General features: G+C 60.5%; 26 protein-coding genes and 1 tRNA gene. 4 read left to right on the top strand and 23 right to left on the bottom strand.

Annotation, left to right across the window (positions count from 1 at the left end; translation table 11 throughout):
- Positions 1-18: 18 nt before the first annotated feature.
- The 16 genes from hisS to trmJ all read right to left on the bottom strand — a co-directional run bounded on the left by hisS (position 19) and on the right by trmJ (position 13,151).
- Positions 19-1,308 carry a histidine--tRNA ligase gene (gene hisS, locus NPS58_RS24380; protein ID WP_274117818.1) on the bottom strand — a complete coding sequence of 430 codons (1,290 nt, stop codon included), beginning with the start codon at positions 1,306-1,308 and terminating at the stop codon, positions 19-21.
- Between the two features lie 24 nt (positions 1,309-1,332).
- A complete protein-coding gene (gene ispG, locus NPS58_RS24385) occupies positions 1,333-2,442 on the bottom strand; it encodes a flavodoxin-dependent (E)-4-hydroxy-3-methylbut-2-enyl-diphosphate synthase (RefSeq protein WP_274117819.1) in 1,110 nt (369 codons plus the stop codon).
- 3 nt (positions 2,443-2,445) lie between these two features.
- Positions 2,446-3,453: a RodZ domain-containing protein gene (locus tag NPS58_RS24390; RefSeq protein WP_274117820.1), complete on the bottom strand. Its 1,008-nt coding sequence runs from the start codon at positions 3,451-3,453 to the stop codon at positions 2,446-2,448.
- On the bottom strand, positions 3,453-4,211 hold the full coding sequence (gene pilW / locus NPS58_RS24395; protein WP_274117821.1) for a type IV pilus biogenesis/stability protein PilW: 759 nt from the start codon (positions 4,209-4,211) through the stop codon (positions 3,453-3,455). The genes NPS58_RS24390 and pilW overlap by 1 nt, the downstream gene beginning before the upstream one ends.
- A gap of 13 nt (positions 4,212-4,224) precedes the next feature.
- A complete protein-coding gene (gene rlmN / locus NPS58_RS24400; protein WP_274117822.1) occupies positions 4,225-5,370 on the bottom strand; it encodes a 23S rRNA (adenine(2503)-C(2))-methyltransferase RlmN in 1,146 nt (381 codons plus the stop codon).
- A 28-nt stretch (positions 5,371-5,398) separates the two neighbouring features.
- The gene (ndk, locus tag NPS58_RS24405) at positions 5,399-5,824 is read right to left on the bottom strand and encodes a nucleoside-diphosphate kinase (protein WP_274117824.1); all 426 of its coding nucleotides are present in this window, start codon (positions 5,822-5,824) and stop codon (positions 5,399-5,401) included.
- A 91-nt stretch (positions 5,825-5,915) separates the two neighbouring features.
- Positions 5,916-6,116 carry a Fe-S cluster assembly protein IscX gene (gene iscX, locus NPS58_RS24410; protein WP_274117825.1) on the bottom strand — a complete coding sequence of 67 codons (201 nt, stop codon included), beginning with the start codon at positions 6,114-6,116 and terminating at the stop codon, positions 5,916-5,918.
- Between the two features lie 13 nt (positions 6,117-6,129).
- Positions 6,130-6,471, bottom strand: a complete 342-nt coding sequence (gene fdx / locus NPS58_RS24415) for an ISC system 2Fe-2S type ferredoxin (RefSeq protein ID WP_274117826.1) — start codon at positions 6,469-6,471, stop codon at positions 6,130-6,132.
- Positions 6,472-6,474: 3 nt separating this feature from the next.
- Positions 6,475-8,337 carry a Fe-S protein assembly chaperone HscA gene (gene hscA / locus NPS58_RS24420; protein ID WP_274117827.1) on the bottom strand — a complete coding sequence of 621 codons (1,863 nt, stop codon included), beginning with the start codon at positions 8,335-8,337 and terminating at the stop codon, positions 6,475-6,477.
- Positions 8,338-8,379: 42 nt separating this feature from the next.
- Positions 8,380-8,901, bottom strand: a complete 522-nt coding sequence (gene hscB, locus NPS58_RS24425; RefSeq protein ID WP_274117828.1) for a co-chaperone HscB — start codon at positions 8,899-8,901, stop codon at positions 8,380-8,382.
- A gap of 8 nt (positions 8,902-8,909) precedes the next feature.
- The gene (iscA, locus tag NPS58_RS24430; protein ID WP_274117829.1) at positions 8,910-9,233 is read right to left on the bottom strand and encodes an iron-sulfur cluster assembly protein IscA; all 324 of its coding nucleotides are present in this window, start codon (positions 9,231-9,233) and stop codon (positions 8,910-8,912) included.
- Positions 9,234-9,261: 28 nt separating this feature from the next.
- Complete coding sequence (gene iscU / locus NPS58_RS24435) at positions 9,262-9,648, bottom strand: Fe-S cluster assembly scaffold IscU (protein ID WP_002552476.1); 387 nt, start codon at positions 9,646-9,648, stop codon at positions 9,262-9,264.
- A 46-nt stretch (positions 9,649-9,694) separates the two neighbouring features.
- Positions 9,695-10,909: an IscS subfamily cysteine desulfurase gene (locus NPS58_RS24440; protein WP_274117830.1), complete on the bottom strand. Its 1,215-nt coding sequence runs from the start codon at positions 10,907-10,909 to the stop codon at positions 9,695-9,697.
- Positions 10,910-10,951: 42 nt separating this feature from the next.
- Positions 10,952-11,443, bottom strand: coding sequence for a Fe-S cluster assembly transcriptional regulator IscR (gene iscR, locus NPS58_RS24445; protein ID WP_038614519.1), 492 nt, complete (start codon positions 11,441-11,443; stop codon positions 10,952-10,954).
- 151 nt (positions 11,444-11,594) lie between these two features.
- Positions 11,595-12,377 carry a serine O-acetyltransferase gene (gene cysE, locus NPS58_RS24450; RefSeq protein WP_274117831.1) on the bottom strand — a complete coding sequence of 261 codons (783 nt, stop codon included), beginning with the start codon at positions 12,375-12,377 and terminating at the stop codon, positions 11,595-11,597.
- Entirely contained in the window at positions 12,378-13,151 is a 774-nt protein-coding gene (gene trmJ / locus NPS58_RS24455; protein ID WP_274117832.1) for a tRNA (cytosine(32)/uridine(32)-2'-O)-methyltransferase TrmJ, read from the bottom strand. It lies immediately after the preceding gene.
- Between the two features lie 145 nt (positions 13,152-13,296).
- Between trmJ and suhB the strand changes: the two genes are divergently transcribed.
- Positions 13,297-14,115, top strand: coding sequence for an inositol-phosphate phosphatase (suhB, locus tag NPS58_RS24460; RefSeq protein ID WP_028942757.1), 819 nt, complete (start codon positions 13,297-13,299; stop codon positions 14,113-14,115).
- 75 nt (positions 14,116-14,190) lie between these two features.
- Here the strand turns inward: suhB and NPS58_RS24465 are convergent, their stop codons facing one another.
- From NPS58_RS24465 to queA, 6 genes are all read right to left on the bottom strand, one after another.
- Positions 14,191-14,730, bottom strand: coding sequence for a glycine zipper 2TM domain-containing protein (locus NPS58_RS24465; RefSeq protein WP_274117833.1), 540 nt, complete (start codon positions 14,728-14,730; stop codon positions 14,191-14,193).
- Between the two features lie 120 nt (positions 14,731-14,850).
- On the bottom strand, positions 14,851-15,762 hold the full coding sequence (secF, locus tag NPS58_RS24470) for a protein translocase subunit SecF (RefSeq protein ID WP_274117834.1): 912 nt from the start codon (positions 15,760-15,762) through the stop codon (positions 14,851-14,853).
- Between the two features lie 9 nt (positions 15,763-15,771).
- Positions 15,772-17,637, bottom strand: a complete 1,866-nt coding sequence (gene secD, locus NPS58_RS24475; protein WP_274117835.1) for a protein translocase subunit SecD — start codon at positions 17,635-17,637, stop codon at positions 15,772-15,774.
- A 63-nt stretch (positions 17,638-17,700) separates the two neighbouring features.
- Complete coding sequence (gene yajC, locus NPS58_RS24480; protein WP_028942753.1) at positions 17,701-18,042, bottom strand: preprotein translocase subunit YajC; 342 nt, start codon at positions 18,040-18,042, stop codon at positions 17,701-17,703.
- 46 nt (positions 18,043-18,088) lie between these two features.
- On the bottom strand, positions 18,089-19,204 hold the full coding sequence (gene tgt / locus NPS58_RS24485) for a tRNA guanosine(34) transglycosylase Tgt (protein WP_274118255.1): 1,116 nt from the start codon (positions 19,202-19,204) through the stop codon (positions 18,089-18,091).
- Between the two features lie 14 nt (positions 19,205-19,218).
- Entirely contained in the window at positions 19,219-20,268 is a 1,050-nt protein-coding gene (gene queA, locus NPS58_RS24490; protein WP_274117836.1) for a tRNA preQ1(34) S-adenosylmethionine ribosyltransferase-isomerase QueA, read from the bottom strand.
- A 108-nt stretch (positions 20,269-20,376) separates the two neighbouring features.
- Here queA and NPS58_RS24495 point away from each other — a divergent pair.
- Positions 20,377-20,461 (top strand) — tRNA-Leu (locus NPS58_RS24495).
- Positions 20,462-20,711: 250 nt separating this feature from the next.
- The gene (locus NPS58_RS24500; protein WP_274117837.1) at positions 20,712-21,074 is read left to right on the top strand and encodes an S-type pyocin domain-containing protein; all 363 of its coding nucleotides are present in this window, start codon (positions 20,712-20,714) and stop codon (positions 21,072-21,074) included.
- Between the two features lie 51 nt (positions 21,075-21,125).
- Here NPS58_RS24500 and NPS58_RS24505 read toward each other — a convergent pair whose 3' ends face one another.
- Positions 21,126-21,317 carry a YhfL family protein gene (locus NPS58_RS24505; protein ID WP_028942749.1) on the bottom strand — a complete coding sequence of 64 codons (192 nt, stop codon included), beginning with the start codon at positions 21,315-21,317 and terminating at the stop codon, positions 21,126-21,128.
- A 368-nt stretch (positions 21,318-21,685) separates the two neighbouring features.
- On the opposite strand from NPS58_RS24505, the gene gabP reads away from it, so the two are divergent.
- The gene (gabP, locus tag NPS58_RS24510) at positions 21,686-23,086 is read left to right on the top strand and encodes a GABA permease (protein ID WP_274117838.1); all 1,401 of its coding nucleotides are present in this window, start codon (positions 21,686-21,688) and stop codon (positions 23,084-23,086) included.
- Positions 23,087-23,142 lie beyond the last annotated feature (56 nt).

A 23,142-nucleotide genomic window follows, 5' to 3' on the forward strand; every position in this document is an offset into this window, starting at 1 on the left:
ATCGGCTGTTGACCCGCTTCACGCCTGCGCGAGGGAAGCTTCCAGGTGCTCTGCCAGAGCATCCCAGGCAATGTTTTGTTGTTCGCCCTGGCCACGCAGGGGTTTGAAACCTACCACTTGTTGCGCCAGTTCGTCGTCCCCCAGGATCAAGGCGAACAGTGCAGCACTCTTGTCGGCCTTCTTGAACTGGCTCTTGAAGCTGCCACCACCGGCATTGACCTGCAGGCGCAGGTTCGGCAAGCGGTCACGCAGACGCTCGGCCAGGGCCAGGCCTGCCAGCTCTGCCTGCTCGCCGAAGGCGCACAGGTAGACATCGACCTGACGGTTGATCGACTCGGGGATCTGCCCCAGGGTTTCGAGCAGCAGGATCAGGCGCTCGATACCCATGGCGAATCCAACGCCCGGGGTCGGCTTGCCGCCCATCTGCTCGACCAGGCCATCGTAGCGGCCACCGGCACAGACAGTGCCCTGGGAGCCGAGCTTGTCGGTCACCCACTCGAATACGGTCTTGCTGTAGTAGTCCAGGCCACGTACCAGCTTGGTGTTGATCACGAATGGAATGCCGGCGGCATCCAGGCGTGCCTTCAGGCCCTCGAAGTGCACGCGGGACTCTTCGTCCAGGTAGTCTTCAAGCTTCGGCGCATCGACCAGTACCGCCTGGGTATTGGCGTCCTTGGTATCGAGGATGCGCAGCGGGTTGGTCTTCAGGCGACGCTGGCTGTCTTCGTCCAGCTGATCCAGGCGCGCCGAGAGGAACTCGACCAGCGCATCGCGGTAGCGGGCACGGGCTTCGCTGGTGCCCAGGCTGTTGAGCTCGAGCTTCACCGCGTCACGGATGCCCAGCAGCTTCCACAGCCGCCAGGTCAGTACGATCAGCTCGGCGTCGATATCCGGACCGTCGAGGTTGAACACCTCCAGGCCGATCTGGTGGAACTGGCGATAGCGGCCTTTCTGCGGGCGCTCGTGGCGGAACATCTGGCCGATATACCAGAGCTTCTGTACCTGGCCGCCGCCGCTGATACCGTGCTCGAGCACGGCACGCACGCAGGCTGCGGTGCCTTCCGGACGCAGCGTCAGGGAATCACCGTTGCGGTCGGTGAAGGTGTACATCTCTTTTTCGACGATGTCGGTGACTTCACCGATCGAGCGCTTGAACAGCTCGGTGAACTCGACGATAGGCGTGCGGATCTGGCGGTAGCCGTAGGTGTCCAGCAGGCCTGCCACGGTGCTCTCGAAATAGCGCCACAGCGGTGTCTGCTCGGGCAGGATGTCGTTCATGCCACGGATGGCTTGCAGCGATTTGCTCACGGAAAATCCTTACGAATCTGGGTGTCAGCCACGGGCGATCAAGGCCGCGTCGGCTTCGGCCTTTTCGGCCGCTTTCTGGCGGATGAGCCGTTCCAGCTCATCGACCAGGTTGTCATTGCTCAGCTTCTGCGATGGTTTGCCATCGATATAGATCAGGTTTGGCGTGCCGCCGGTCAGCCCGACATGGGCTTCCTTGGCTTCGCCCGGACCGTTGACCACGCAACCGATCACCGCCACGTCCAGCGGTACCAACAGATCTTCCAGGCGCCCTTCCAGCTCGTTCATGGTCTTGACCACATCGAAGTTCTGCCGCGAGCAGCTCGGGCAGGCGATGAAGTTGATACCACGCGAACGAAGGTGCAGGGACTTGAGGATGTCGTAACCGACCTTGACCTCTTCGACCGGGTCTGCCGCCAGGGAGATGCGAATAGTATCGCCAATACCTTCGGCGAGCAGCATACCGAGGCCGACCGCGGATTTCACCGTGCCCGAACGCAGGCCACCGGCTTCGGTGATGCCCAGGTGCAGCGGCTGGATGATTTGCTTGGCCAGCAGGCGATAGGCTTCGACGGCCATGAACACGTCGGAGGCCTTCACGCTGACCTTGAAGTCCTGGAAGTCCAGGCGATCGAGGTGCTCGACGTGGCGCATGGCCGACTCGACCAGCGCGGCCGGGGTAGGCTCGCCGTACTTTTTCTGCAGGTCTTTTTCCAGGGAACCGGCGTTGACGCCGATGCGGATCGGAATGCCCCGGTCACGGGCGGCATCCACCACCGCACGTACGCGGTCTTCGCGGCCGATGTTGCCCGGGTTGATCCGCAGGCAATCGACACCCAGCTCGGCTACGCGCAGGGCGATGCGGTAATCGAAGTGAATGTCGGCAACCAGCGGAACGCTGACCTGCTGCTTGATTCGGCCGAAGGCTTCGGCTGCGTCCATGTCCGGAACCGAGACGCGCACGATATCGACGCCGGCATCGACCAGGCGTTTGATCTGCGCCACGGTGGCGGCGACGTCATTGGTGTCGGTGTTGGTCATGCTCTGGACAGCGATGGGGGCATCGCCGCCGACAGGTACATTACCAACCCAGATTTTCCGGGATTCGCGACGTTTGATCGGAGATTCGCCGTGCATGACTTATTGTCCCAACTTCAGGCGAGCAGTCTCGCCACTGGTGAACGGCGCAATGTCGACGGCCTGGCCGTTGTAGCTGAGCTGCACGCCCCGGGCAAAGCCCAGGCGTACCGCGAACGGCGTTTTGCCGCTCAGCTGCAGGCTGTCGCCCTTGCGCTTGATGGCGCTGAACAGCACCTTGCCGTTGCCGTCTGTGACCGAAGTCCAGCAATCGGCAGTGAATTGCATGTGCACCTGGCCGCTGCCAGCAGCGACCGGGGCTGCGGGAGCGGGAGCCGGAGCAGCAGGGGCGCTGGCGACGACCGCAGGCGCGACCGGTGCTGCAGGAGCGGGAGCGGGTGCAGGAACCACGGCAGCCGGCGCAGCAGGTGCCGCAGGCGCTGCCGGGCTGACGGCTGCCTCAGGCGCAGGCGCTTGGGCGGTTTGCTCGGCCGGCGTCGCAGCCTGCTCCAGGTTCAGCGGGGTGGCTTCCGGCTCCTGGCCGGCGCTGACGGCCTGATCTTCTGGCTCGTCCAGCGGGTGGATCTGGGTAGTGCCGTCGGCGCTTTCGACTTCGACGTGCTCAAGGGCCATGTTGACGAGGTCCTTGCTGCGTTGGCTGCTTTGATCCTGCCACCAGAAGAAGCCGCCGCCGATGACCACAACCAGCAGCAACAGGCTGACGATACGCAGGATGTTGTGGGAGAGGCGTACTGGCTCTTCGATACGGCCGAGGGCATGCACGTCGCTGCCCTGGGCGTGGGTGCCGGTGCAATGGTCAAAGGCCTGAACCAGGGCAGCCTGGTCCATGTCCAGCAATTTGGCATAGGCGCGGATGTAGCCACGGGCAAAGGTGTGCCCGGGCAGCTTGTCGAAGGCGCCGGATTCAAGATTGTTCAGGGAACTCACGGTCAGGTTGAGCTTGCGGGCCACCTCGGCCTGCGACCAGTCCCTGCTCTCGCGGGCCTGACGCAAAGTCTCACCTGGATTCTCGCGAGTCGCTGCTGCTACTTCGGGATGCGCCGCTTTCATCATTGCTCCGACAGGTATTGCTGATATTCCGGCGTACCGGGATAAAGTCGTTGTAATTGCAGGCCCAGATCGGCGGCCTTGTTCCGTTCTTCGAAGACATTGGCAAGCCGACTGCCCAGCAGCAGGCTGCGGGCACTGTGGTCGCTCAGCTGGCTGAAACGATCGTAGTAGTCACGGGCCGGCACATAATGCCTGTCTTCGTAAGACAACTCAGCCATTTCGAGCAACGCACGCGGTTGCTGCTGGTTGAGTCGCAAAGCTTTTACCAGGTATTGCTGCGCCTGCTCACGCTGGCCAAGTCTCAAAGCCGTCAGGCCAAGGCTCTCGAATACCCGGGAACGCTCAGGATACAGCGTATCGGCCGCTGCCTGGGCAAACATCTGCTGCGCCTGCGCGTATTGTCCCTGAGCATAAAGGAAACTGCCGTAGTTATTACGGATCCGCGTATCGTCCGGGCGACTGGACAGCGCCTTGCGGTAGTACGTTTGCGCCAGTTCCGGCTCATCTTCGGCCTGATACACCAAAGCCAGGGCAGCGTTGGCGGCGGCATCCTGGCTATTGAGATCAAGCGCTTTTTTCAGTGGCCCCTTGGCCTGTTCGGTCAAACCTTGTTGCAAATACCCGAGCCCAAGCTGCACATAGGCCTGCGCTGCATGGGCCCTGCCCTCGCGACTGGCCAGCGTGTCCGAACTCCCGCCGGACACGCAGCCTGCAAGCAGGGCGAGCGACAGGATCGACAGCGCGGCGCGCAAGGTCATGGAGGTCCTCTCTTCAGTTCCGTGCAGCGCTTTCTTGCACATCGCCGTCGGCGTTCAACTGACGTACGGCGAGCAAGCGTTCGCTGCGACGGGTACGGTCCATCACCTGGCCGACCAACTGGCCGCACGCGGCGTCGATGTCTTCACCACGGGTAGTGCGCACCGTCACGTTGTAGCCGGCGTGATGCAGGTGATCCTGGAAACGGCGGATGGCATTGTTGCTCGGGCGCTCGTAACCGGAGTGCGGGAACGGGTTGAACGGGATCAGGTTGATCTTGCACGGAACGTCCTTGAGCAGCTCGGCCATTTCCACGGCGTGCTCGAGCTTGTCGTTGACGTCCTTGAGCAGGGTGTACTCGATGGTCAGTACACGCTTTTCACCCAGCTGAGACATGTAGTTCTTGCACGCTGCGAGCAATACCTTGAGCGGGTACTTCTTGTTGATCGGCACCAGTTCGTTGCGCAGCGCATCGTTCGGCGCGTGCAGCGACAGGGCCAGGGAAACGTCGATGTGCTTGGCCAGCTCTTCGATCATCGGAACCACGCCGGAGGTGGACAGCGTCACCCGGCGCTTGGAAATGCCGTAACCGAGGTCGTCCATCATCAAATGCATGGCGGCGACCACGTTGTCGAAGTTCAGCAGCGGCTCGCCCATGCCCATCATCACCACGTTGGTGATGGCACGGTCGATCTTGGCAGGTACCGTGCCGAACGACTTGTTGGCAATCCACACCTGGCCGATAACTTCGGCGGCGGTGAGGTTGCTGTTGAATCCTTGCTTGCCGGTGGAGCAGAAACTGCAGTCCAGGGCGCAACCGGCCTGGGACGAGACACACAGCGTGCCACGCTTGCCCTGGGGGATGTACACGGTCTCGACGCAGCTGCCGGACGCCACGCGCACCACCCACTTACGGGTGCCGTCGGTGGAGATGTCCTCGCTGACCACTTCCGGACCGCGAACCTCGGCAACTGCCTTGAGCTTTTCACGCAAGGCCTTGCCGACGTTGGTCATGGCGTCGAAATCATCGACGCCAAAGTGGTGAATCCATTTCATTACCTGACCGGCACGGAAACGCTTCTCCCCGATAGAGTCGAAGAATTTTTCCATTTCCGGCTGGGTCAGCCCCAACAGGTTAGTTTTGCCAGTCGATGTCGTCATGGATTCACCCTCACCCGTAAGCTTTCGCTTAGCGAGTGGTTACCTCGGTAGCTGCGAAGAAGTAAGCGATTTCGCGAGCTGCAGCGGCTTCGGAGTCCGAACCGTGAACGGCGTTGGCGTCGATCGACTCGGCGAAGTCAGCGCGGATGGTGCCTGGAGCAGCTTCTTTAGGGTTGGTAGCGCCCATCAGCTCACGGTTCAGAGCGATGGCGTTTTCGCCTTCCAGAACCTGAACGACAACTGGACCGGAAGTCATGAAGGCAACCAGGTCAGCGAAGAAACCGCGCTCTTTGTGCTCAGCGTAGAAACCTTCGGCTTCGGCTTTGGACAGTTGCTTGATTTTCGAAGCAACGATGCGCAGGCCAGCTTCTTCGAAGCGAGTGGTGATCTTGCCGATCACGTTCTTGGCAACGGCGTCAGGCTTGATGATGGAGAAAGTACGTTGAACAGCCATGGTGTAACTCCAGAAACGTTGAGTGAAGCGAAAAATTAAACCCGCGAATTATACGCGGGTTCCGGGGGATTGCCTAACCTGCCGAGCGCGCTCAGTCGGCTTCTTCGATCCAGGCCGCCTGGATGGCTTCGAGAACTTTCTCGCCGCCACGCTGCGGATCGTCACTGAATTCCGGCAATCCCAGCACCCACTGGTGCAGATCGACGAAATTCACATAACGAGGATCGACTTCCGGCTTGCTTTCGGCAAGCTGGATTGCAATTTCAAGTACATCAACCCATTTCAGGCTCATGTCGGCTCCAGGATCAATGCGGCGCTTCGGCTGCGTGGTTGAGCGAGTATTTCGGGATTTCGACGGTGATGTCTTCGTCACCGACCTTGGCCTGGCAGGTCAGGCGCGAGGTAGGCTCGAGGCCCCAGGCGCGGTCCAGGTAGTCCTCTTCCAGCTCGTCGGCTTCATTGAGCGAATTGAAGCCCTCACGGATCACGCAGTGGCACGTGGTGCAGGCGCAGACACCGCCGCAGGCGCTTTCGATCTCGATGTGGTTGTCGTGCGCCACCTCGAGAATGGACTTACCTGTCTCAGCCTCCACCACCATGCCATCCGGGCAGAACTTCTCGTGGGGCAGAAAAATCACCTGCGGCATCAGTTATTCCTCGATCTCATTCAGGTTGCGCCCGGCCAACGCGGCTTTTACCGTCGAATCAAGGCGACGGGCGGCAAAGGCATCGGTCACCTGCGACAGACGCTTGGTCTGTTGCTCGATGGCTGCGCCATCGGTGCCGTTGATCAAATCACGCAAGTCTTGCATTTGTTGTTCGATAGCCAGGCGCTCTTCGGCGTCCAGCAGACGGTCGCCATCGGCGTCCAGCGCGCCCTGCACAGCTTCGAGCAGGCGCTCGGCGTCGACCTGGTGCTCGCGCAACTGGCGCGCCACCTTGTCAAAGCCCGCGTGCTCGAAGGAATCCTTGAGCATGCGGGTAATTTCACCATCGGTCAGGCCGTAGGATGGCTTGACCTGGATACTCGATTCGACGCCCGACCCCAGCTCACGCGCCGAAACGCTGAGCAAGCCGTCGGCATCGACCTGGAATGTGACACGGATCTTCGCGGCACCGGCGACCATCGCTGGAATGCCACGAAGCTCGAAGCGCGCCAGGGAACGGCAATCGCTGATCAACTCGCGCTCACCCTGCAGCAAATGAATCATCATGGCCGACTGGCCATCCTTGTAGGTGGTGAACTCCTGGGCACGGGCAACCGGGATGGTGGTGTTACGCGGAATCACCTTCTCCATCAGCCCACCCATGGTTTCAAGCCCAAGGGACAACGGGATCACATCAAGTAGAAGCAGTTCGCCGCCATCGCGGCGATTGCCGGCCAGCGTGTCGGCCTGGATCGCGGCGCCGATGGCCACCACCTGGTCCGGGTCGATATCGGTCAGTGGCGTACGGCCAAACAGGGCGCCGACCGCCTCACGCACACGTGGCACGCGAGTCGAGCCACCGACCATGACCACTGCACCCACTTCATCGAGCTCGACGCCGCTGTCACGCACCGCGCGGCGGCAGGCCTTGAGGCTGCGGGCTACCAGCGGCTCGATCAGGGCATCGAAGGCTGTGCGGGTCAACTCGGCGCGCCAGTCACCGTACGCGACGGCAGCCGAGTCAGCATCGGTCAGGGCTTCCTTGGCCGCGCAAGCCGCTTGCAATAGTTGGCGCTGGGCACCCGGATCGAGGTCCGAGGACAGACCTGCCTGCTCGACGATCCAACTGGCAATCGCGTGGTCGAAATCATCGCCACCCAGGGCGCTGTCGCCACCTGTGGCCAGCACTTCGAACACTCCGCCCGTCAGGCGCAGGATGGAAATATCGAAGGTACCGCCGCCCAGGTCGTAAATGGCTACCAGCCCTTCGGCATTCTGGTCCAGGCCATAGGCCACGGCCGCTGCGGTCGGTTCGTTGAGCAGGCGCAGCACGTTGAGCCCGGCCAGACGCGCGGCGTCCTTGGTGGCCTGGCGCTGGGCATCGTCAAAATAGGCCGGAACGGTGATCACCGCCCCCACCAACTCGCCTCCGAGGGTTTCTTCGGCGCGCTGGCGCAGCACCTTGAGGATATCGGCCGAGACTTCCACCGGGCTTTTCGGGCCCTGGACGGTGTCGATGAACGGCATGTGCGACTCGCCGCCAACAAAGCGGTATGGCAGTTGCTCACCCAGTTGCTTGACGTCTGCAAGGCCACGGCCCATCAGACGCTTGACAGACAACACGGTATTGAGCGGGTCGCCGGAAGCAGCATCACGCGCCACCTGGCCGACGTCGATGTGGTCGGCATGGTAACGCACGGCGGAAGGCAGGATGACCCGACCTTGAGCGTCGGGCAGGGGCTCGCTGCGGCCGCTGCGCAACGCTGCGACCAGGGAGTTGGTGGTACCAAGGTCAATACCCACCGCCAGGCGACGCTGGTGCGGTTGAGGGCTCTGACCGGGTTCGGCGATCTGCAGTAGGGCCATGCTTATCTGAATACCAGGGGCGCCGCCAGGAGCAGCGCCGAGTTAATCGTCGAGGCGCTCTTCCAGCTGGCGCACTTCGTAGGCGAGCTTGTCGAGAAACTGCATGCGGCGCATCAGGCGCTCGGCCTGTTCGCGCTGCGCAGGATCATTCCAGCAGGCGGCGAAATCCTCGTTGAGCGCTTCCTGGGCGGTTTTCAAGCGACGCTTGAAGACGGCGACACCGTCGAGGTCGGCACTGTCCTGCAGATCTTCGAGCTCTTCGCGCAATTGCATCTGCTGCAGCAGGAACTCGGGATCATGGACGGTGATTTCCTGCGGCACTTCATGGCCGCCGATCGCCAACAGGTAGCGGGCACGCCGGGGCGCGCTCTTTAGCGTCTGGTAGGCCTCGTTCAGCGCAGCCGAACGCTCGAGCGCAATGCGCTGTTCACGTTCGGAGGCATCGGCGAAGCGATCCGGGTGGACCTCACGGGCCAGTTCGCGATAGCGAACAGCCAGTTTATCGAGGTCCAGACGGAAGCCAGGTTGCAGGTCAAACAGGGCGAAATGACAAGGAGTACCCACGCGCAGCCTCAAACGTTGAAGCTTTCGCCGCAGCCACACTCACCGCGTACGTTGGGGTTGTTGAACTTGAAGCCTTCGTTCAACCCTTCCTTGACGAAATCGAGCTCGGTACCGTCGAGGTAGGCCAGGCTCTTGGGATCAATGATCACTTTCTCGCCGTGGCTTTCGAAGACCTGGTCTTCGGCGTCTGGCTGATCAACGAACTCCAGCACATAGGCCAGACCCGAGCAGCCGGTGGTACGAACGCCCAGGCGAATACCGACACCCTTGCCGCGTCCGTCGAGAGAGCGCCGCACATGGTTGGCGGCGGCTTCTGTCATGCTGATAGCCATCGAGACTCCTTACCTGCAACAGGCGAACTTAGAGCAAACCTTTCTTCTGCTTATAGTCGCGTACGGCCGCCTTGATGGCGTCCTCGGCGAGTACCGAGCAGTGAATTTTCACTGGCGGCAACGCCAGTTCTTCGGCCAGCTGGGTGTTCTTGATGGTTTCGGCTTCGTCCAGGGTCTTGCCCTTCATCCACTCGGTGGCCAGGGAGCTGGAGGCGATGGCCGAACCACAGCCGTAGGTCTTGAACTTGGCGTCTTCGATGACGCCCTGCTCGTTGACTTTAATCTGCAGGCGCATCACGTCGCCGCACGCTGGAGCGCCGACCATGCCGGTTCCGACATCCGGATCCTCGGCATTCATCTTGCCGACGTTGCGTGGGTTTTCGTAATGGTCGATGACCTTTTCACTGTATGCCATGGTGCAATTCCTTCCTCATCAGAGAGCCGCTCTTGCCGGCGACTACTTAGTGCGCAGCCCACTCGATCTTGGAGATGTCGACGCCGTCTTTGTACATATCCCACAGCGGCGACAATTCGCGCAGCTTGGTCACGGCCTCGCAAACTTTCTGCGCGGCGTAGTCGATTTCTTCTTCGGTGGTGAAACGACCGAAGGTGAAGCGGATCGAGCTGTGAGCCAGCTCGTCGTTACGGCCCAGGGCGCGCAGCACATACGACGGCTCAAGCGAAGCCGAGGTACAGGCCGAACCGGAGGACACTGCCAGGTCCTTGAGGGCCATGATCAGCGATTCGCCTTCAACGTAGTTGAAGCTCAGGTTCAGGTTGTGCGGGATGCGCGCGGTCATGCTGCCGTTGATGTACAGCTCTTCAAGGCCTTCGACCTGCTTGTAGAAACGGTCGCTCAGGGCCTTGATGCGGACGTTCTCGCTGGCCATCAGCTCTTTGGCGATGGCGAACGCTTCGCCCATGCCGACGATCTGGTGGGTGGCCAGGGTACCCGAACGCATGCCGCGCTCATGACCGCCACCGTGCATGGTGGCCTCCAGGCGCACGCGAGGCTTGCGGCTGACGTACAACGCGCCGATACCTTTAGGGCCGTAGGTCTTGTGGGCAGAGAAGGACATCAGGTCGACTTTCAGCTTCTGCAGGTCGATTTCGACCTTGCCAGTGGACTGGGCGGCGTCGACGTGGAACATGACGCCGCGAGCGCGGGTCAGTTCGCCGATGGCAGCGATGTCGTTGATGGTGCCGATTTCGTTGTTCACATGCATGATCGAAACCAGGATGGTGTCGTCACGCAGGGCAGCTTCAATCATGGCCGGGGTGATCAGGCCATCGGCGCCTGGCTCGATGTAGGTGACTTCGAAGCCTTCACGCTCCAGTTGGCGCGTGCTGTCCAGGACAGCCTTGTGCTCGATCTTGGAGGTGATCAGGTGCTTGCCCTTGGTGCTGTAGAAGTGCGCAACGCCCTTGATTGCCAGGTTGTCGGACTCGGTTGCACCGCTGGTCCAGACAATTTCACGCGGGTCGGCATTGACCAGGTCAGCAACCTGGCGACGGGCATTCTCGACCGCTTCTTCGGCTTTCCAGCCAAAGACGTGGGAGCGCGACGCCGGATTACCGAAGTTTCCATCGACCAGCAGGCAGTCGCTCATTTTCTGGGCAACGCGTGGGTCGACCGGTGTGGTCGCGGAGTAATCGAGGTAGATCGGCAACTTCATTGAATATCTCCTATCAGGCGGTCGCGCCGCGCGTCGAAACGGTCATTCGACGGCTGACGTCTCAATCTTGTCCAGCTGCGGTGCCCGGCCTGCGATACGTCGCAGGTCCTGGCGCTGGGCGACTTCTTGTACCTCACGGCGAGTAACAAGGTCGGCCAGGCTGATGCCGCTGAGGAATTCGTGAATCTGCTGGCTCAGGTCACACCACAAGTGGTGGGTCAGGCAGGTGTCGCCGGCGTGGCAATCACCCAGGCCCTGGCAGCGTGTTGCGTCGACCGATTCGTTGACCGCATCGATGACCTGCGCGACCTGAATGCTCTCCATGCTTCGCGACAGCTGGTAGCCGCCGCCAGGACCGCGCACGCTGGAAACCAGACTGCTGCGGCGCAGCTTTGCAAACAGCTGCTCCAGATAAGAGAGGGAGATGCCTTGGCGTTCGGAAATGTCGGCCAGAGACACCGGCCCATGCTGCGCGTGCAACGCCAGATCAAGCATGGCGGTCACGGCGTATCGGCCTTTTGTAGTCAGTCGCATGGCTAGTAGGTACCACGGGGTTCGGAATGGAAGCGAGTATGCTATTCCCGAGCATTTAAGTCAACTATAAGACCTAGTGCTTTAGTCGGGTTTGCCGCAGGAGGGCGGCGGAATGATAGCAAACGAAGGGGCGTGTGCGCACGCCCTTCTGTCAATGCGTCGGCGTGTCGCTGCGCGCCTCGCCCTTGACCTCGGCGAAGTCCTCTTCACGCAAGGCAGGGAGCTCTTTGGCGCAGTAGTCGCTGCCAAGATTCTTCAGGGCGCCGCACATGTCTTCCAGCCGCCCGTCCACCGCTTGCAGGTGGTCGAGCAACTGACCGATGGCCCGCGCCACAGGGTCTGGCATGTCTTCGCTGACACCATAGGCGTCGAAACCGATCTTCTCAGCCATGGCCTTGCGCTTGGCCTCGACCTCGGCATCGGTCTTGACGATGATCCGCCCCGGGATCCCCACCGCGGTAGCGCCGGCCGGAACCGCCTTGGTGACCACGGCATTGGAACCAATCTTGGCACCCGCCCCCACCGTGAACGGCCCCAGCACCTTGGCACCGGCGCCGACCACGACACCATCCTCCAGGGTCGGGTGGCGCTTGCCCTTGTTCCAGCTGGTACCGCCCAGGGTTACCCCCTGGTACAGGGTAACGTCATCTCCGATCTCAGCGGTTTCGCCGATGACGATCCCCATGCCGTGGTCGATGAAAAATCGCCGACCGACCTTTGCCCCGGGATGAATCTCGATACCGGTCATCCAGCGCCCAAAGTTCGATACCAGCCGTGCCAGCCACTTCCAGTCACGCTTCCACAGCGCATGCGCCGCACGATGCAGCCAGATCGCATGCATGCCCGGGTAGCAGGTCAGGACTTCAAAGGCATTGCGCGCCGCCGGGTCTCGGTGGAAAACGCTCTGGATATCTTCACGCAGACGCTCGAACATCTATTGATCCTTGCGCTTGTGCGGCTCGCCCCGGGCCACTTTCTGGGTTTCGGTGAGGATGCCTCGCAAAATACTCATCTCCGAACGATTGACCGAGCTGCGCCCATAGAGGCGACGCAAGCGCGGCATCAGGTGCTTGGGCTTTTCAGGGTCGAGGAAGCCGATGTCCACCAGGGTCTTTTCCAGGTGCTCGTAGAACAGCTCCATTTCATCCATGGTCGCCAGTTCGCTGCTGCGTACCGACGTCACCTCGAACTTCTCCACTTTCGAAGGCTGACCTTCGGCCGCCAGCCACGCCATGCGCACCTCATAAGCCAGCACCTGCACCGCCGCCGCCAGGTTCAGCGAACTGAAGTCCGGGTTGGAGGGGATATGCACATGGAAATGACAGCGTTGCAGCTCTTCGTTGGTCAGGCCCGCGTACTCGCGACCGAACACCAGGGCGATTTCCTGCCCCTGGGCCGCATGCTCGACGGTCTTGCTACCGCACTCACGCGGATCGACCAGTGGCCACGGGATGCGCCGGTCGCGGGCACTGGTTCCCAATACCAGGCTGCAGCCGGCGAGTGCCTCTTCGAGGGTCGCGACCACTTGCGCACCGGCGAGCACATCATCGGCGCCGGAGGCTCGGGCATCCGCCTCGTGGGAGGGAAAGTCCTGCGGGTCGACCAGCACCAGGCGCGACAAGCCCATGTTTTTCATGGCACGCGCAGCGCCGCCGATATTGCCGGGGTGGCTGGTATTGACCAGAACAACACGAATATTTTGCAGCAAGGCGAGTGCTCACAGACTTGGAAATGAGGAGGCAAATCTTACAGAACAGACCCGATTTACGCTACGAAAGCAAATGACACACTTCTTCGCGCGAAGTTTTCTGCTAGAATGTTCGGCTTTCTTTAACGACCCAGGTGAAACGTCCATGCAGCCCATGCTGAATATCGCGCTGCGCGCCGCCCGCAGCGCCAGTGAACTGATTTTCCGCTCCATCGAGCGCCTGGATAGCATCAAGGTTGATGAAAAAGACGCCAAGGATTATGTGTCCGAAGTCGACCGTGCCGCCGAGCAAAGCATCATCAACGCTCTGCGCAAGGCCTACCCGAACCACTCCATCTACGGCGAAGAGACCGGACTGCACGCCGGCAGCGGCGAAGAAGGCAAGGACTACCTGTGGATCATCGACCCACTGGACGGCACCACCAACTTCCTGCGTGGCGTTCCGCACTTCGCTGTCAGCATTGCCTGCAAATACCGTGGCCGCCTTGAGCATGCCGTGGTGCTGGACCCTGTCCGCCAGGAAGAGTTCACCGCCAGCCGTGGCCGTGGCGCCCAACTGAACGGTCGTCGCCTGCGCGTCAGCCCTCGCACCAGCCTGGAAGGCGCACTGCTGGGCACCGGCTTCCCGTTCCGTGACAACCAGATGGCAGACCTGGACAACTACCTGGGCATGTTCCGCGCCCTGGTTGGCCAGACCGCTGGTATCCGCCGCGCTGGCGCCGCCAGCCTGGACCTGGCCTATGTCGCCGCCGGTCGTTTCGATGCCTTCTGGGAATCAGGCCTGTCGGAGTGGGACATGGCTGCAGGCGCCCTGCTGATCCAGGAAGCTGGCGGCCTGGTGAGCGACTTCACCGGTGGTCACGACTTCCTCGAGAAGGGTCACATCGTTGCTGGCAACACCAAGTGCTTCAAGGCCGTACTGACTGCTATCCAGCCGCACCTGCCTGCTTCGATCAAGCGCTAAGCTTCGATCGGACACAAAAAAGCACCCTTCGGGGTGCTTTTTTGTGGGCATTGCAGGGGCAGCCTGCCCTTGCATTTACTGGGCCTGACTCAGGACCAGCTTGCCTTCTTTATCCAGCGGGATCTGCGAACCCGGGTCACGGTCCATGCGGACCTGACCGACCTTGTCGCCGATCGAATACTTCACGTCATAACCCACGACCTTCTCGCTCAGGTCGTTGACCGTATTGCAGCGAGTTTGCGTAGTGGTATAGGTATCACGCTCCTGCATGCCTTCCTGCACTTTGTTACCGGCATAACCACCACCGACCGCACCGGCCACGGTGGCAATCTTCTTGCCGGTACCGCCACCGATCTGGTTACCCAGCAAGCCACCCGCCACTGCACCCAACACAGTACCGGCGATCTGATGCTGATCCTTCACCGGCGCCTGTCGCGTCACAGTGACATCTTTGCAGACTTCGCGTGGCGTCTTGATGGTCTGCTTGACCGGTTGCACCGCCAAAACCTCGGCGTACTCAGGCCCGCTCTTGACCAGGCTGTAGGTGGCTACAGCACCTCCGGCGGTAACACCGACAGCACCCAGAACCGCACCCACCAGCATTGACTTGTTCACGTGAACCTCCTGATCGTACCTGCGGAACATTGCCCGCCTTCTCCCTGCCTTGGAGCATAAAAAAAGGCGCGAGTTCAATACTCGCGCCTTCTTCTACGACAAACAGTGTGGGAAAAATCCTTACGGACGGTCGTCCACACCTTCAGCCTTGACCGGTGGAATCAGGTCTTCACTGCTCAGGTTCAGCCAGATCAACACCACGTTGGCGATATAGATCGACGAATAGGTACCTGCCATGACGCCGATGAACAGCGCCAGCGAGAAGCCCCACAGGTTATCGCCACCGAAGAACAGCAGCGCGGCGATGGCCAGCAAGGTCGACACCGAAGTCGCCACGGTCCGCAGCAGCGTCTGGGTGGTCGAGATGTTGATGTTCTCGATCAGCGAAGCCTTGCGCAGTACGCGGAAGTTCTCACGCACCCGGTCGAACACGACGATGGTGTCGTTGAGCGAGTAGCCGATGATTGCCAGCACCGCCGCCAGCACCGTCAGGTCGAAGGTGATCTGGAAGAACGACAGGATACCCAGGGTCACGACAACGTCGTGCACCAGCGAGAGAATCGCACCCAAGGCGAATTTCCACTGAAAGCGGAAAGCCAGGTAGAGCATGATGCCACCCAGGGCCAACAACATGCCCAGGCCACCCTGGTCACGCAGCTCCTCACCCACCTGTGGCCCTACGAACTCGACACGCTTGACCACGGCCGGGTTGTCGGTACTGACCTTCTGCAGCGCCTCGGAAACGCGATTACCCAGCATCGGGTCATCGCCAGGCATACGCACCAGCAGGTCGGTGGTTGCGCCGAAGCTCTGCACCACGGCGTCCTGGAAGCCGGCCTTGACCAGCTCCTCGCGGACCTCGCCGAGGTTGGCCGGACGCTCGTAGGTCAGCTCGATGAGCGTACCACCGGTGAAGTCCAGGCCAAAGTTGAGCCCTTTATAGAACCAGCTGAACAGCGCCAGTACGGTAAGAAGCAGGGTGATGCCGAACGCAAAGTTGCGCACACCCATGAAGTTAATGGTACGTAACATGGCAGCCCCTTAAACCCACAACTTCTTGATATCACGCCCGCCGCAGGTCAGGTTGACCATTGCGCGGGTAACCATGACGGCCGTGAACATCGAGGTGAAAATCCCGAGGGACATGGTAACTGCGAAGCCCTTGACCGGACCGGTACCCATGGCGAACAGGATGCCGCCCACCAGCAAGGTGGTCAGGTTGGCGTCGACAATCGCGGTGTAGGCACGGTTGAAGCCTTCGTGGATGGCGCGCTGTACCGACATGCCATTGGCCAGCTCTTCGCGGATCCGCGAGAAGATCAGTACGTTGGCGTCAACCGCCATACCCATGGTCAGGACGATACCGGCAATACCCGGCAGGGTCAGGGTTGCCCCCAGCAGCGACATCAGCGCCAGCAGCATGACCATGTTACCGGCCAGGGCGATCGTGGCGATCAGGCCGAAGAAGCGGTAGATGGCCATGATGAACAGCGAGACGAACAGCATGCCCCACAGGGACGCATCGATACCCTTGGTGATGTTGTCGGCACCCAGGCTCGGGCCAATGGTGCGTTCTTCAGCGAAGTACATCGGCGCTGCCAGGCCACCGGCACGCAGCAGCAGGGCCAGCTCGGAAGACTCGCCCTGGCCGTTCAGGCCAGTGATACGGAACTGGCTGCCCAGCGGCGACTGGATGGTCGCCAGGCTGATGATCTTCTTCTCTTCGGTGAAGGTCTGGACGGCGACGTCCTTCTCGACACCATCGACCATCTGCTTCACGTAGCGGGTGGTCGGGCGCTGCTCGATGAAGATCACCGCCATGCTACGACCGACATTGCTGCGGGTTGCGCGGCTCATCAGTTCGCCACCATGACCATCCAGGCGGATATTCACTTGCGGGCGACCCTGCTCGTCGAAGCTGGCCTGGGCGTCGGTAACCTGGTCACCGGTGATGATCAGGCCACGCTCTACGGCTGCCGAACGACCACCTTCACGGAACTCGAAGGTTTCGGTGGTCGCCTTGGAAGCACCCGGCTCGGCACCCAGACGGAACTCCAGGTTGGCGGTCTTGCCCAGGATACGCTTGGCTTCTGCAGTGTCCTGCACGCCTGGCAGCTCGACCACGATGCGGTTGGCGCCCTGGCGCTGTACCAGCGGCTCGGCAACGCCCAGTTCGTTGACCCGGTTACGGACCGTGGTCAAGTTCTGCTTGATCGAGTATTCACGGATTTCCGCGACCTTGGCCGGGGTAATCGCCAGACGCAGCACCGACAGGCCATTACGCTCGGTGGTGGTCAGCTCGAAATCGTTGAAATTCTTGCGGATCAGGCTGCGAGCCTGTTCGCGGGAGGCTTCATCGGAGAAGCCCAACTGAATGTCGCCATCTTGCTGCGGCAGGCTGCGATAGCGCACGCGCTCTTTACGCAACAGGCTTTTGACTTCGCCTTCGTAGACTTTGAGGCGGGCCGACATGGCTTTGTCCATGTCCACTTCCAGCAGGAAGTGCACGCCACCGGAAAGGTCCAGACCGAGCTTCATCGGGCTTGCGCCCAGGTTGCGCAGCCATTGCGGGGTAGTCGGGGCCAGGTTCAACGCTACCACGTAGTCGTCACCCAGTACCTTGCGCACGACATCCTTGGCTGGCAGTTGGTCTTCCTGCTTGCTCAGGCGCAGCAATGCACCTTTGCCCTTTTCGCCCAGGCTTGCAGCCTTGACCTGGATACCGGCTTCGACGAGCGCCTTGCTCGCGCGGTCCAGATCCGCCTGTGTGACCTGCAGCGCCGTGCTGGCACCGCTGACCTGGACGGCCGGATCATCAGGGTAGAGGTTGGGAGCGGAATAAATAAAACCGATCGCCAGTACCACCACGATCAATAGGTATTTCCACAGAGGGTATTTGTTCAGCATCACGCCGCCCGTTCAAGACGCGGGGCGCCTTGCGCGCCCCGTCGATTGGTAAAAAACTGAAACTTAGATCGCTTTGAGCGTACCTTTAGGCAGGGTCGCGGCAACGGCGCCCTTCTGGAACTTCAGTTCGACGTTGTCGGATACTTCCAGTACCACGAAGTCGTCGGCCACTTTGACGATCTTGCCGGCGATGCCACCGTTGGTGACAACTTCGTCACCTTTTTGCAGGTTGCTCAGCAGGTTTTTCTGCTCTTTGGCGCGTTTGGCCTGTGGACGCCAGATCATCAGGTAGAAGATGACCAGGAAACCGACCAGGAAAATCCACTCGAAGCCAGTACCGGCAGGGCCGGCGGCAGCGGCTGGGGCAGCGGCGTCCGCGTAAGCGGCGGGGATCAGAAAGCTCATTTAGCACTCCAGTTGCATTCAGTACTTGTTAGGGATCGACAAAACATCAGTCCAAGGGCGGCACAGGCAGCCCGCGCTTGGCGTAAAAGGCATCGACAAAGACGGCCAATGTACCTTGTTGAATAGCCTCGCGTAAACCAGCCATCAAACGCTGGTAATGGCGCAAGTTATGGATGGTATTCAACATACTGCCCAGCATTTCTCCGCATTTGTCCAAGTGATGCAGGTAGGCACGGGAGAAGTTCTGGCAGGTGTAGCAGTCACAGGTCGGATCCAGCGGCGAATCATCGTGGCGATGGAACGCATTGCGGATCTTCAGCACACCTGTATCGACGAACAGGTGGCCATTGCGCGCGTTGCGCGTGGGCATCACGCAATCGAACATGTCGACGCCGCGGCGCACACCCTCAACGAGATCTTCCGGCTTGCCTACCCCCATAAGGTAACGAGGTTTGTCAGCAGGCATCATGCCAGGCAGGTAGTCCAGCACCTTGATCATCTCGTGCTTGGGTTCGCCCACCGACAAGCCGCCGATGGCCAGGCCGTCGAAGCCGATCTTTTCAAGGCCTTCGAGCGAGCGCATGCGCAGGTTCTGGTGCATGCCACCCTGAACGATACCGAACAGCGCCGCGGTGCTGTCGCCATGGGCGTTCTTCGAGCGCTGGGCCCAACGCAGCGACAGTTCCATCGAAACACGGGCGACGTCTTCATCGGCCGGGTACGGGGTGCACTCATCGAAGATCATCACCACGTCGGAGCCCAGGTCACGCTGGACCTGCATCGACTCTTCCGGGCCCATGAACACCTTGGAGCCATCGACCGGCGAGGCGAAGGTCACGCCCTCTTCCTTGATCTTGCGCATGGCGCCCAGGCTGAACACCTGGAAACCACCCGAGTCGGTGAGGATCGGGCCTTGCCACTTCATGAAATCGTGCAGGTCGCCATGAGCCTTGATCACCTCGGTACCCGGGCGCAGCCACAGGTGGAAGGTGTTGCCCAGGATCATGTGCGCGCCAATGGCCTCGATGTCCCGGGGCAGCATGCCCTTGACCGTGCCATAGGTACCGACCGGCATGAACGCCGGGGTCTCGACCACGCCACGGGGGAACGTCAGGCGGCCACGACGGGCCTTGCCGTCGGTGGCCAGCAACTCGAAGGACATACGACAGGTGCGACTCATGCTTGATCCTCGGGGCCGCGCGGCGCCGGATTGCGGGTGATGAACATGGCATCACCGTAACTGAAGAAGCGGTACCCGTTCTCGACCGCCGCCGCGTAGGCAGCCATGGTCTCGGGATAACCGGCGAAGGCCGAAACCAGCATCAGCAGCGTGGATTCAGGCAAGTGGAAGTTGGTGACCAGAGCATCGACCACATGAAATGGCCGGCCCGGGAAGATAAAGATGTCGGTGTCGCCGCTGAACGCCTTGAGCACACCATCGCGGGCCGCACTTTCCAGCGAACGCACGCTGGTGGTACCCACTGCTATCACCCGGCCACCCCGGGCGCGGCAGGCCGCCACGGCATCGACGACGTCCTGGCCGACCTCGAGCCACTCTTTATGCATGTGATGGTCTTCGATGCGCTCGACCCGCACTGGCTGGAACGTGCCAGCGCCGACGTGCAGGGTGACAAAGGCGGTTTCAACGCCTTTGTCAGCAATCCTGGCCATCAGCGCTTCATCGAAGTGCAGCCCGGCCGTCGGCGCGGCAACCGCACCCGCGCGCTCGGCGTATACCGTTTGATAGCGCTCGCGATCGGCGCCCTCATCGGGACGGTCAATATAGGGCGGCAGCGGCATATGCCCGACGCGGTCGAGCAGTGGCAGCACCTCTTCGGCAAAGCACAACTCGAACAACGCATCGTGACGGGCGACCATCTCGGCCTCGCCACCACCGTCGATGAGGATCTGCGTGCCCGGCTTGGGCGACTTGCTCGAACGCACATGGGCCAGAACCCGATGGCTGTCCAGCACACGCTCGACGAGAATTTCCAGCTTGCCGCCACTGGCCTTCTGACCGAACAGGCGCGCCGGAATCACCCGGGTATTGTTGAACACCATCAGGTCGCCTGGACGCAGGTGCTCGAGCAGATCGGTGAACTGGCGATGAGCCAGCGCCCCGGTCGGCCCATCCAGGGTCAACAGCCGGCTGCTATGGCGCTGCGCCAGCGGATGGCGAGCAATCAGGGAATCAGGGAGCTCAAAGGAAAAATCGGCGACGCGCATGATGGTGTTCGGTTCGACAGGGCCGCAAAGTTTAGCCGAAAAGACAAAAATTGACTATGAAACCTGATTGACCAACGGTAGGCACCTCTTTATACTCCGCCGCCACAAGCCCTGATGGCGGAATTGGTAGACGCGGCGGATTCAAAATCCGTTTTCGAAAGGAGTGGGAGTTCGAGTCTCCCTCGGGGCACCACCTACAGTTTCAGATCATCTCTGAATGATGTGAAACCCTTAAAGAACCGGCCTTAGCGCCGGTTTTTATTGCCTGCAATTCCCGATCCCGCGAGTGGTGCCTGCAACACACCACATTGGGCGCTAGCCGCCGCAAGCACACATCACCTTTGCCGATCTTCCCCACCTGCTGGGCAAGTGTGACGCTGCGAATATCCATGCCCTTCTCGACACGTTTTCCACCTCCAGAGGGTCGAGGAATGGTTGCCAACATGGGCGACGGGATCAAGAGCACCTGGACTCCGGCAATGGCCCCCAGCTCAGTGATGGGCATTCCGACGCTGGAAGGTATGACGTTCAAGCCTGCCTCTTGGGTCTTTCCGCCTACCGATAATGCCGCAAAAATCCTGGTCAACCCGGTATATCCACCGGACTATCAGGACGCGATTATCTGGTTTCCAAGTCAGCCGCAGCTCGCTGTCGCATCAGCGATTTGCCCTGGTTGTATCAAGCGCCAAACCTCACGCGGGATCAGTGGACCAGCCTCCTTTTCAAATCGCGGATGGCCGACGATCACTATCCGCACGCGAGCCGACTGCCTGCCGAAAAACAAAAACCCCCTGCTACATCAGTAGCGGGGGGTCTTGGACTAAACCGAAAACGGTCCAGTCAGTACCGCTCTAAAATTACTGCTGTTGTGGCAGTTTATCGATAGGACCGCAGCCACCAATAACTTTAGATACCGAAACCGAAGGGTGGAACAGGTAGTCGTAAGAGCAATTCTTTTGCTGGTTGTACACCTGGCCAGTGCAGCCGGACAGCAGAGCAACACCGGAAACCATGGCAGTAGCGACCGCTACCTTGAACAGCTTTTTCATACAAAAATCCTTTAATTTATGAAGCGCCCCCTTAATGGAAGCGGCGCGATTATACACAAATCAATCGCTTGTACCTCTCGCTGTCTATCTTGCACTTCAGCACAACAACACACCCGCAGTCCCTCCCCCGGCATCCACTTCCCAATGGCGCGATCGGACCCGATTAGGGCGCGCTCGACAAACCGGCGCGTCAATACACCTGGGTAATGTGGCCAGGCCTTTATAAACCGTGCGTTCGTCGTGATGACTGATCGACCAGAACAACAGTGTCCAATGTGTGCCGCTCTCAGGGTGTTCGAGGGGAAGGCGATGTTCGCCTAACGGTCAGTCAGTGCGTCCCAGATCAAACAACAAAGAGAATAAGCACAATGATCAGTCCGGGCTCCGAGGATACCAAGGGTCAGCTGGCGCAAGGATTCAAGCCACGCCATGTCACCATGCTTTCTATAGCCGGCATCATTGGTGCCGGCTTGTTCGTCGGTTCCGGGCACGCCATTGCCGCTGCCGGGCCTGCTGCCATTCTGGCGTATGTATTGTCGGGCATCCTTGTCATTCTGGTTATGCGCATGCTCGGCGAAATGGCCGTCGCCAGGCCCGACACCGGGTCGTTTTCGACTTATGCCGACCAGGCCATCGGGCCCTGGGCCGGCTTTACCATTGGCTGGATGTACTGGTGGTTCTGGGTGCTGGTAATCCCCATCGAAGCACTAGCCGCCGGGCATGTTCTCAATAACTGGTTTCCACAGGTCGATGCCTGGTTGTTTGCCTTGTTGTCGATCATTGCACTGGCCGCGACCAATCTTTTCAGTGTGTCCAAGTACGGTGAATTCGAGTTCTGGTTCGCCATGTTCAAGGTCATTGCGATCATTGCCTTCATCAGCCTGGGCTTTGCAGTGCTGATGGACTGGGTACCGGAACGTGAAGTAAGCGGTTTGAGCCGGCTGTTGGATGAACATGGCGGCTTTGCACCCAATGGCGCCTCTGCAGTAGTAGGCGCATTTATTACCGTGATGTTCAGCTTTATCGGCACCGAAGCGGTCACCATCGCCGCTGCCGAATCCCGAAGCCCGGCCAAGAACATTGCCAAGGCCACCCGCTCGGTTATCTGGCGTATCGGTGTGTTCTACTTGCTGTCGATCTCGGTGATTATTTCCATCGTGCCCTGGAATGACCCGCTACTGGCTGAAGTAGGGTCTTACCAACGCGCACTGGAGTTGATGAACATCCCCCACGCCAAGTTCATGATGGATGTAGTGGTATTGGTCGCCGTGGCCAGTTGCATGAACTCCTCGATCTACATTGCCTCGCGCATGCTCTATTCGCTGGGCAAGCGCGGCGAGGCACCCAAGAGTGTGAAAGTTACTTCGTCTGCCGGCGTTCCCCGCGCTGCGGTCATTGCCAGCACGGTACTGGGCGCGGTCATCACCGTGGTCAGCTACTTCGCCCCTGCCGGGCTGTTCCAGTTCCTGTTGGCCAGCTCCGGCGCCATTGCCTTGTTGGTGTACCTGGTCATTGCCATCTCGCAATTGCGCATGCGCGAGATGTTGCGCCGGCAGAACGTACGGCTCGACTTCCAGATGTGGTTGTTCCCCTGGCTTACCTATGCGGTCATCGCCTTCATCATCGCTGCACTGGGTGTGATGCTGGTAACGCCGGAACACCGCGCGGAGGTCACCACCACCATTGGCCTGGCGCTGGCCATATCGCTGGTCGGCATCGTGCTGACCCGCCAGCACGGGCAGCCAGCGCGCGCGCGTTCGGCCGTCTAGGGTTGTGGGGGGATCAGAGAGTGTGTTTACGATGCCTGATCCACCCATTCTTGAAC

Origin of the sequence: Pseudomonas putida, from assembly GCF_028682455.1 — a bacterium.
Classification (GTDB): domain Bacteria; phylum Pseudomonadota; class Gammaproteobacteria; order Pseudomonadales; family Pseudomonadaceae; genus Aquipseudomonas; species Aquipseudomonas putida_AA.

Excerpts from the sequence above, each read along its gene's own strand:
- ispG (WP_274117819.1), bottom strand. The coding sequence starts at position 2,442 with ATGCACGGCGAATCTCCGATCAAACGTCGCGAATCCCGGAAAATCTGG.
- NPS58_RS24390 (WP_274117820.1), bottom strand. The coding sequence starts at position 3,453 with ATGAAAGCGGCGCATCCCGAAGTAGCAGCAGCGACTCGCGAGAATCCA.
- pilW (WP_274117821.1), bottom strand. The coding sequence starts at position 4,211 with ATGACCTTGCGCGCCGCGCTGTCGATCCTGTCGCTCGCCCTGCTTGCA.
- rlmN (WP_274117822.1), bottom strand. The coding sequence starts at position 5,370 with ATGACGACATCGACTGGCAAAACTAACCTGTTGGGGCTGACCCAGCCG.
- ndk (WP_274117824.1), bottom strand. The coding sequence starts at position 5,824 with ATGGCTGTTCAACGTACTTTCTCCATCATCAAGCCTGACGCCGTTGCC.
- iscX (WP_274117825.1), bottom strand. The coding sequence starts at position 6,116 with ATGAGCCTGAAATGGGTTGATGTACTTGAAATTGCAATCCAGCTTGCC.
- fdx (WP_274117826.1), bottom strand. The coding sequence starts at position 6,471 with ATGCCGCAGGTGATTTTTCTGCCCCACGAGAAGTTCTGCCCGGATGGC.
- hscA (WP_274117827.1), bottom strand. The coding sequence starts at position 8,337 with ATGGCCCTACTGCAGATCGCCGAACCCGGTCAGAGCCCTCAACCGCAC.
- iscA (WP_274117829.1), bottom strand. The coding sequence starts at position 9,233 with ATGGCTATCAGCATGACAGAAGCCGCCGCCAACCATGTGCGGCGCTCT.
- iscU (WP_002552476.1), bottom strand. The coding sequence starts at position 9,648 with ATGGCATACAGTGAAAAGGTCATCGACCATTACGAAAACCCACGCAAC.
- NPS58_RS24440 (WP_274117830.1), bottom strand. The coding sequence starts at position 10,909 with ATGAAGTTGCCGATCTACCTCGATTACTCCGCGACCACACCGGTCGAC.
- iscR (WP_038614519.1), bottom strand. The coding sequence starts at position 11,443 with ATGCGACTGACTACAAAAGGCCGATACGCCGTGACCGCCATGCTTGAT.
- cysE (WP_274117831.1), bottom strand. The coding sequence starts at position 12,377 with ATGTTCGAGCGTCTGCGTGAAGATATCCAGAGCGTTTTCCACCGAGAC.
- suhB (WP_028942757.1), top strand. The coding sequence starts at position 13,297 with ATGCAGCCCATGCTGAATATCGCGCTGCGCGCCGCCCGCAGCGCCAGT.
- secF (WP_274117834.1), bottom strand. The coding sequence starts at position 15,762 with ATGTTACGTACCATTAACTTCATGGGTGTGCGCAACTTTGCGTTCGGC.
- secD (WP_274117835.1), bottom strand. The coding sequence starts at position 17,637 with ATGCTGAACAAATACCCTCTGTGGAAATACCTATTGATCGTGGTGGTA.
- yajC (WP_028942753.1), bottom strand. The coding sequence starts at position 18,042 with ATGAGCTTTCTGATCCCCGCCGCTTACGCGGACGCCGCTGCCCCAGCC.
- tgt (WP_274118255.1), bottom strand. The coding sequence starts at position 19,204 with ATGTCCTTCGAGTTGCTGGCCACCGACGGCAAGGCCCGTCGTGGCCGC.
- queA (WP_274117836.1), bottom strand. The coding sequence starts at position 20,268 with ATGCGCGTCGCCGATTTTTCCTTTGAGCTCCCTGATTCCCTGATTGCT.
- NPS58_RS24500 (WP_274117837.1), top strand. The coding sequence starts at position 20,712 with ATGGGCGACGGGATCAAGAGCACCTGGACTCCGGCAATGGCCCCCAGC.
- NPS58_RS24505 (WP_028942749.1), bottom strand. The coding sequence starts at position 21,317 with ATGAAAAAGCTGTTCAAGGTAGCGGTCGCTACTGCCATGGTTTCCGGT.
- gabP (WP_274117838.1), top strand. The coding sequence starts at position 21,686 with ATGATCAGTCCGGGCTCCGAGGATACCAAGGGTCAGCTGGCGCAAGGA.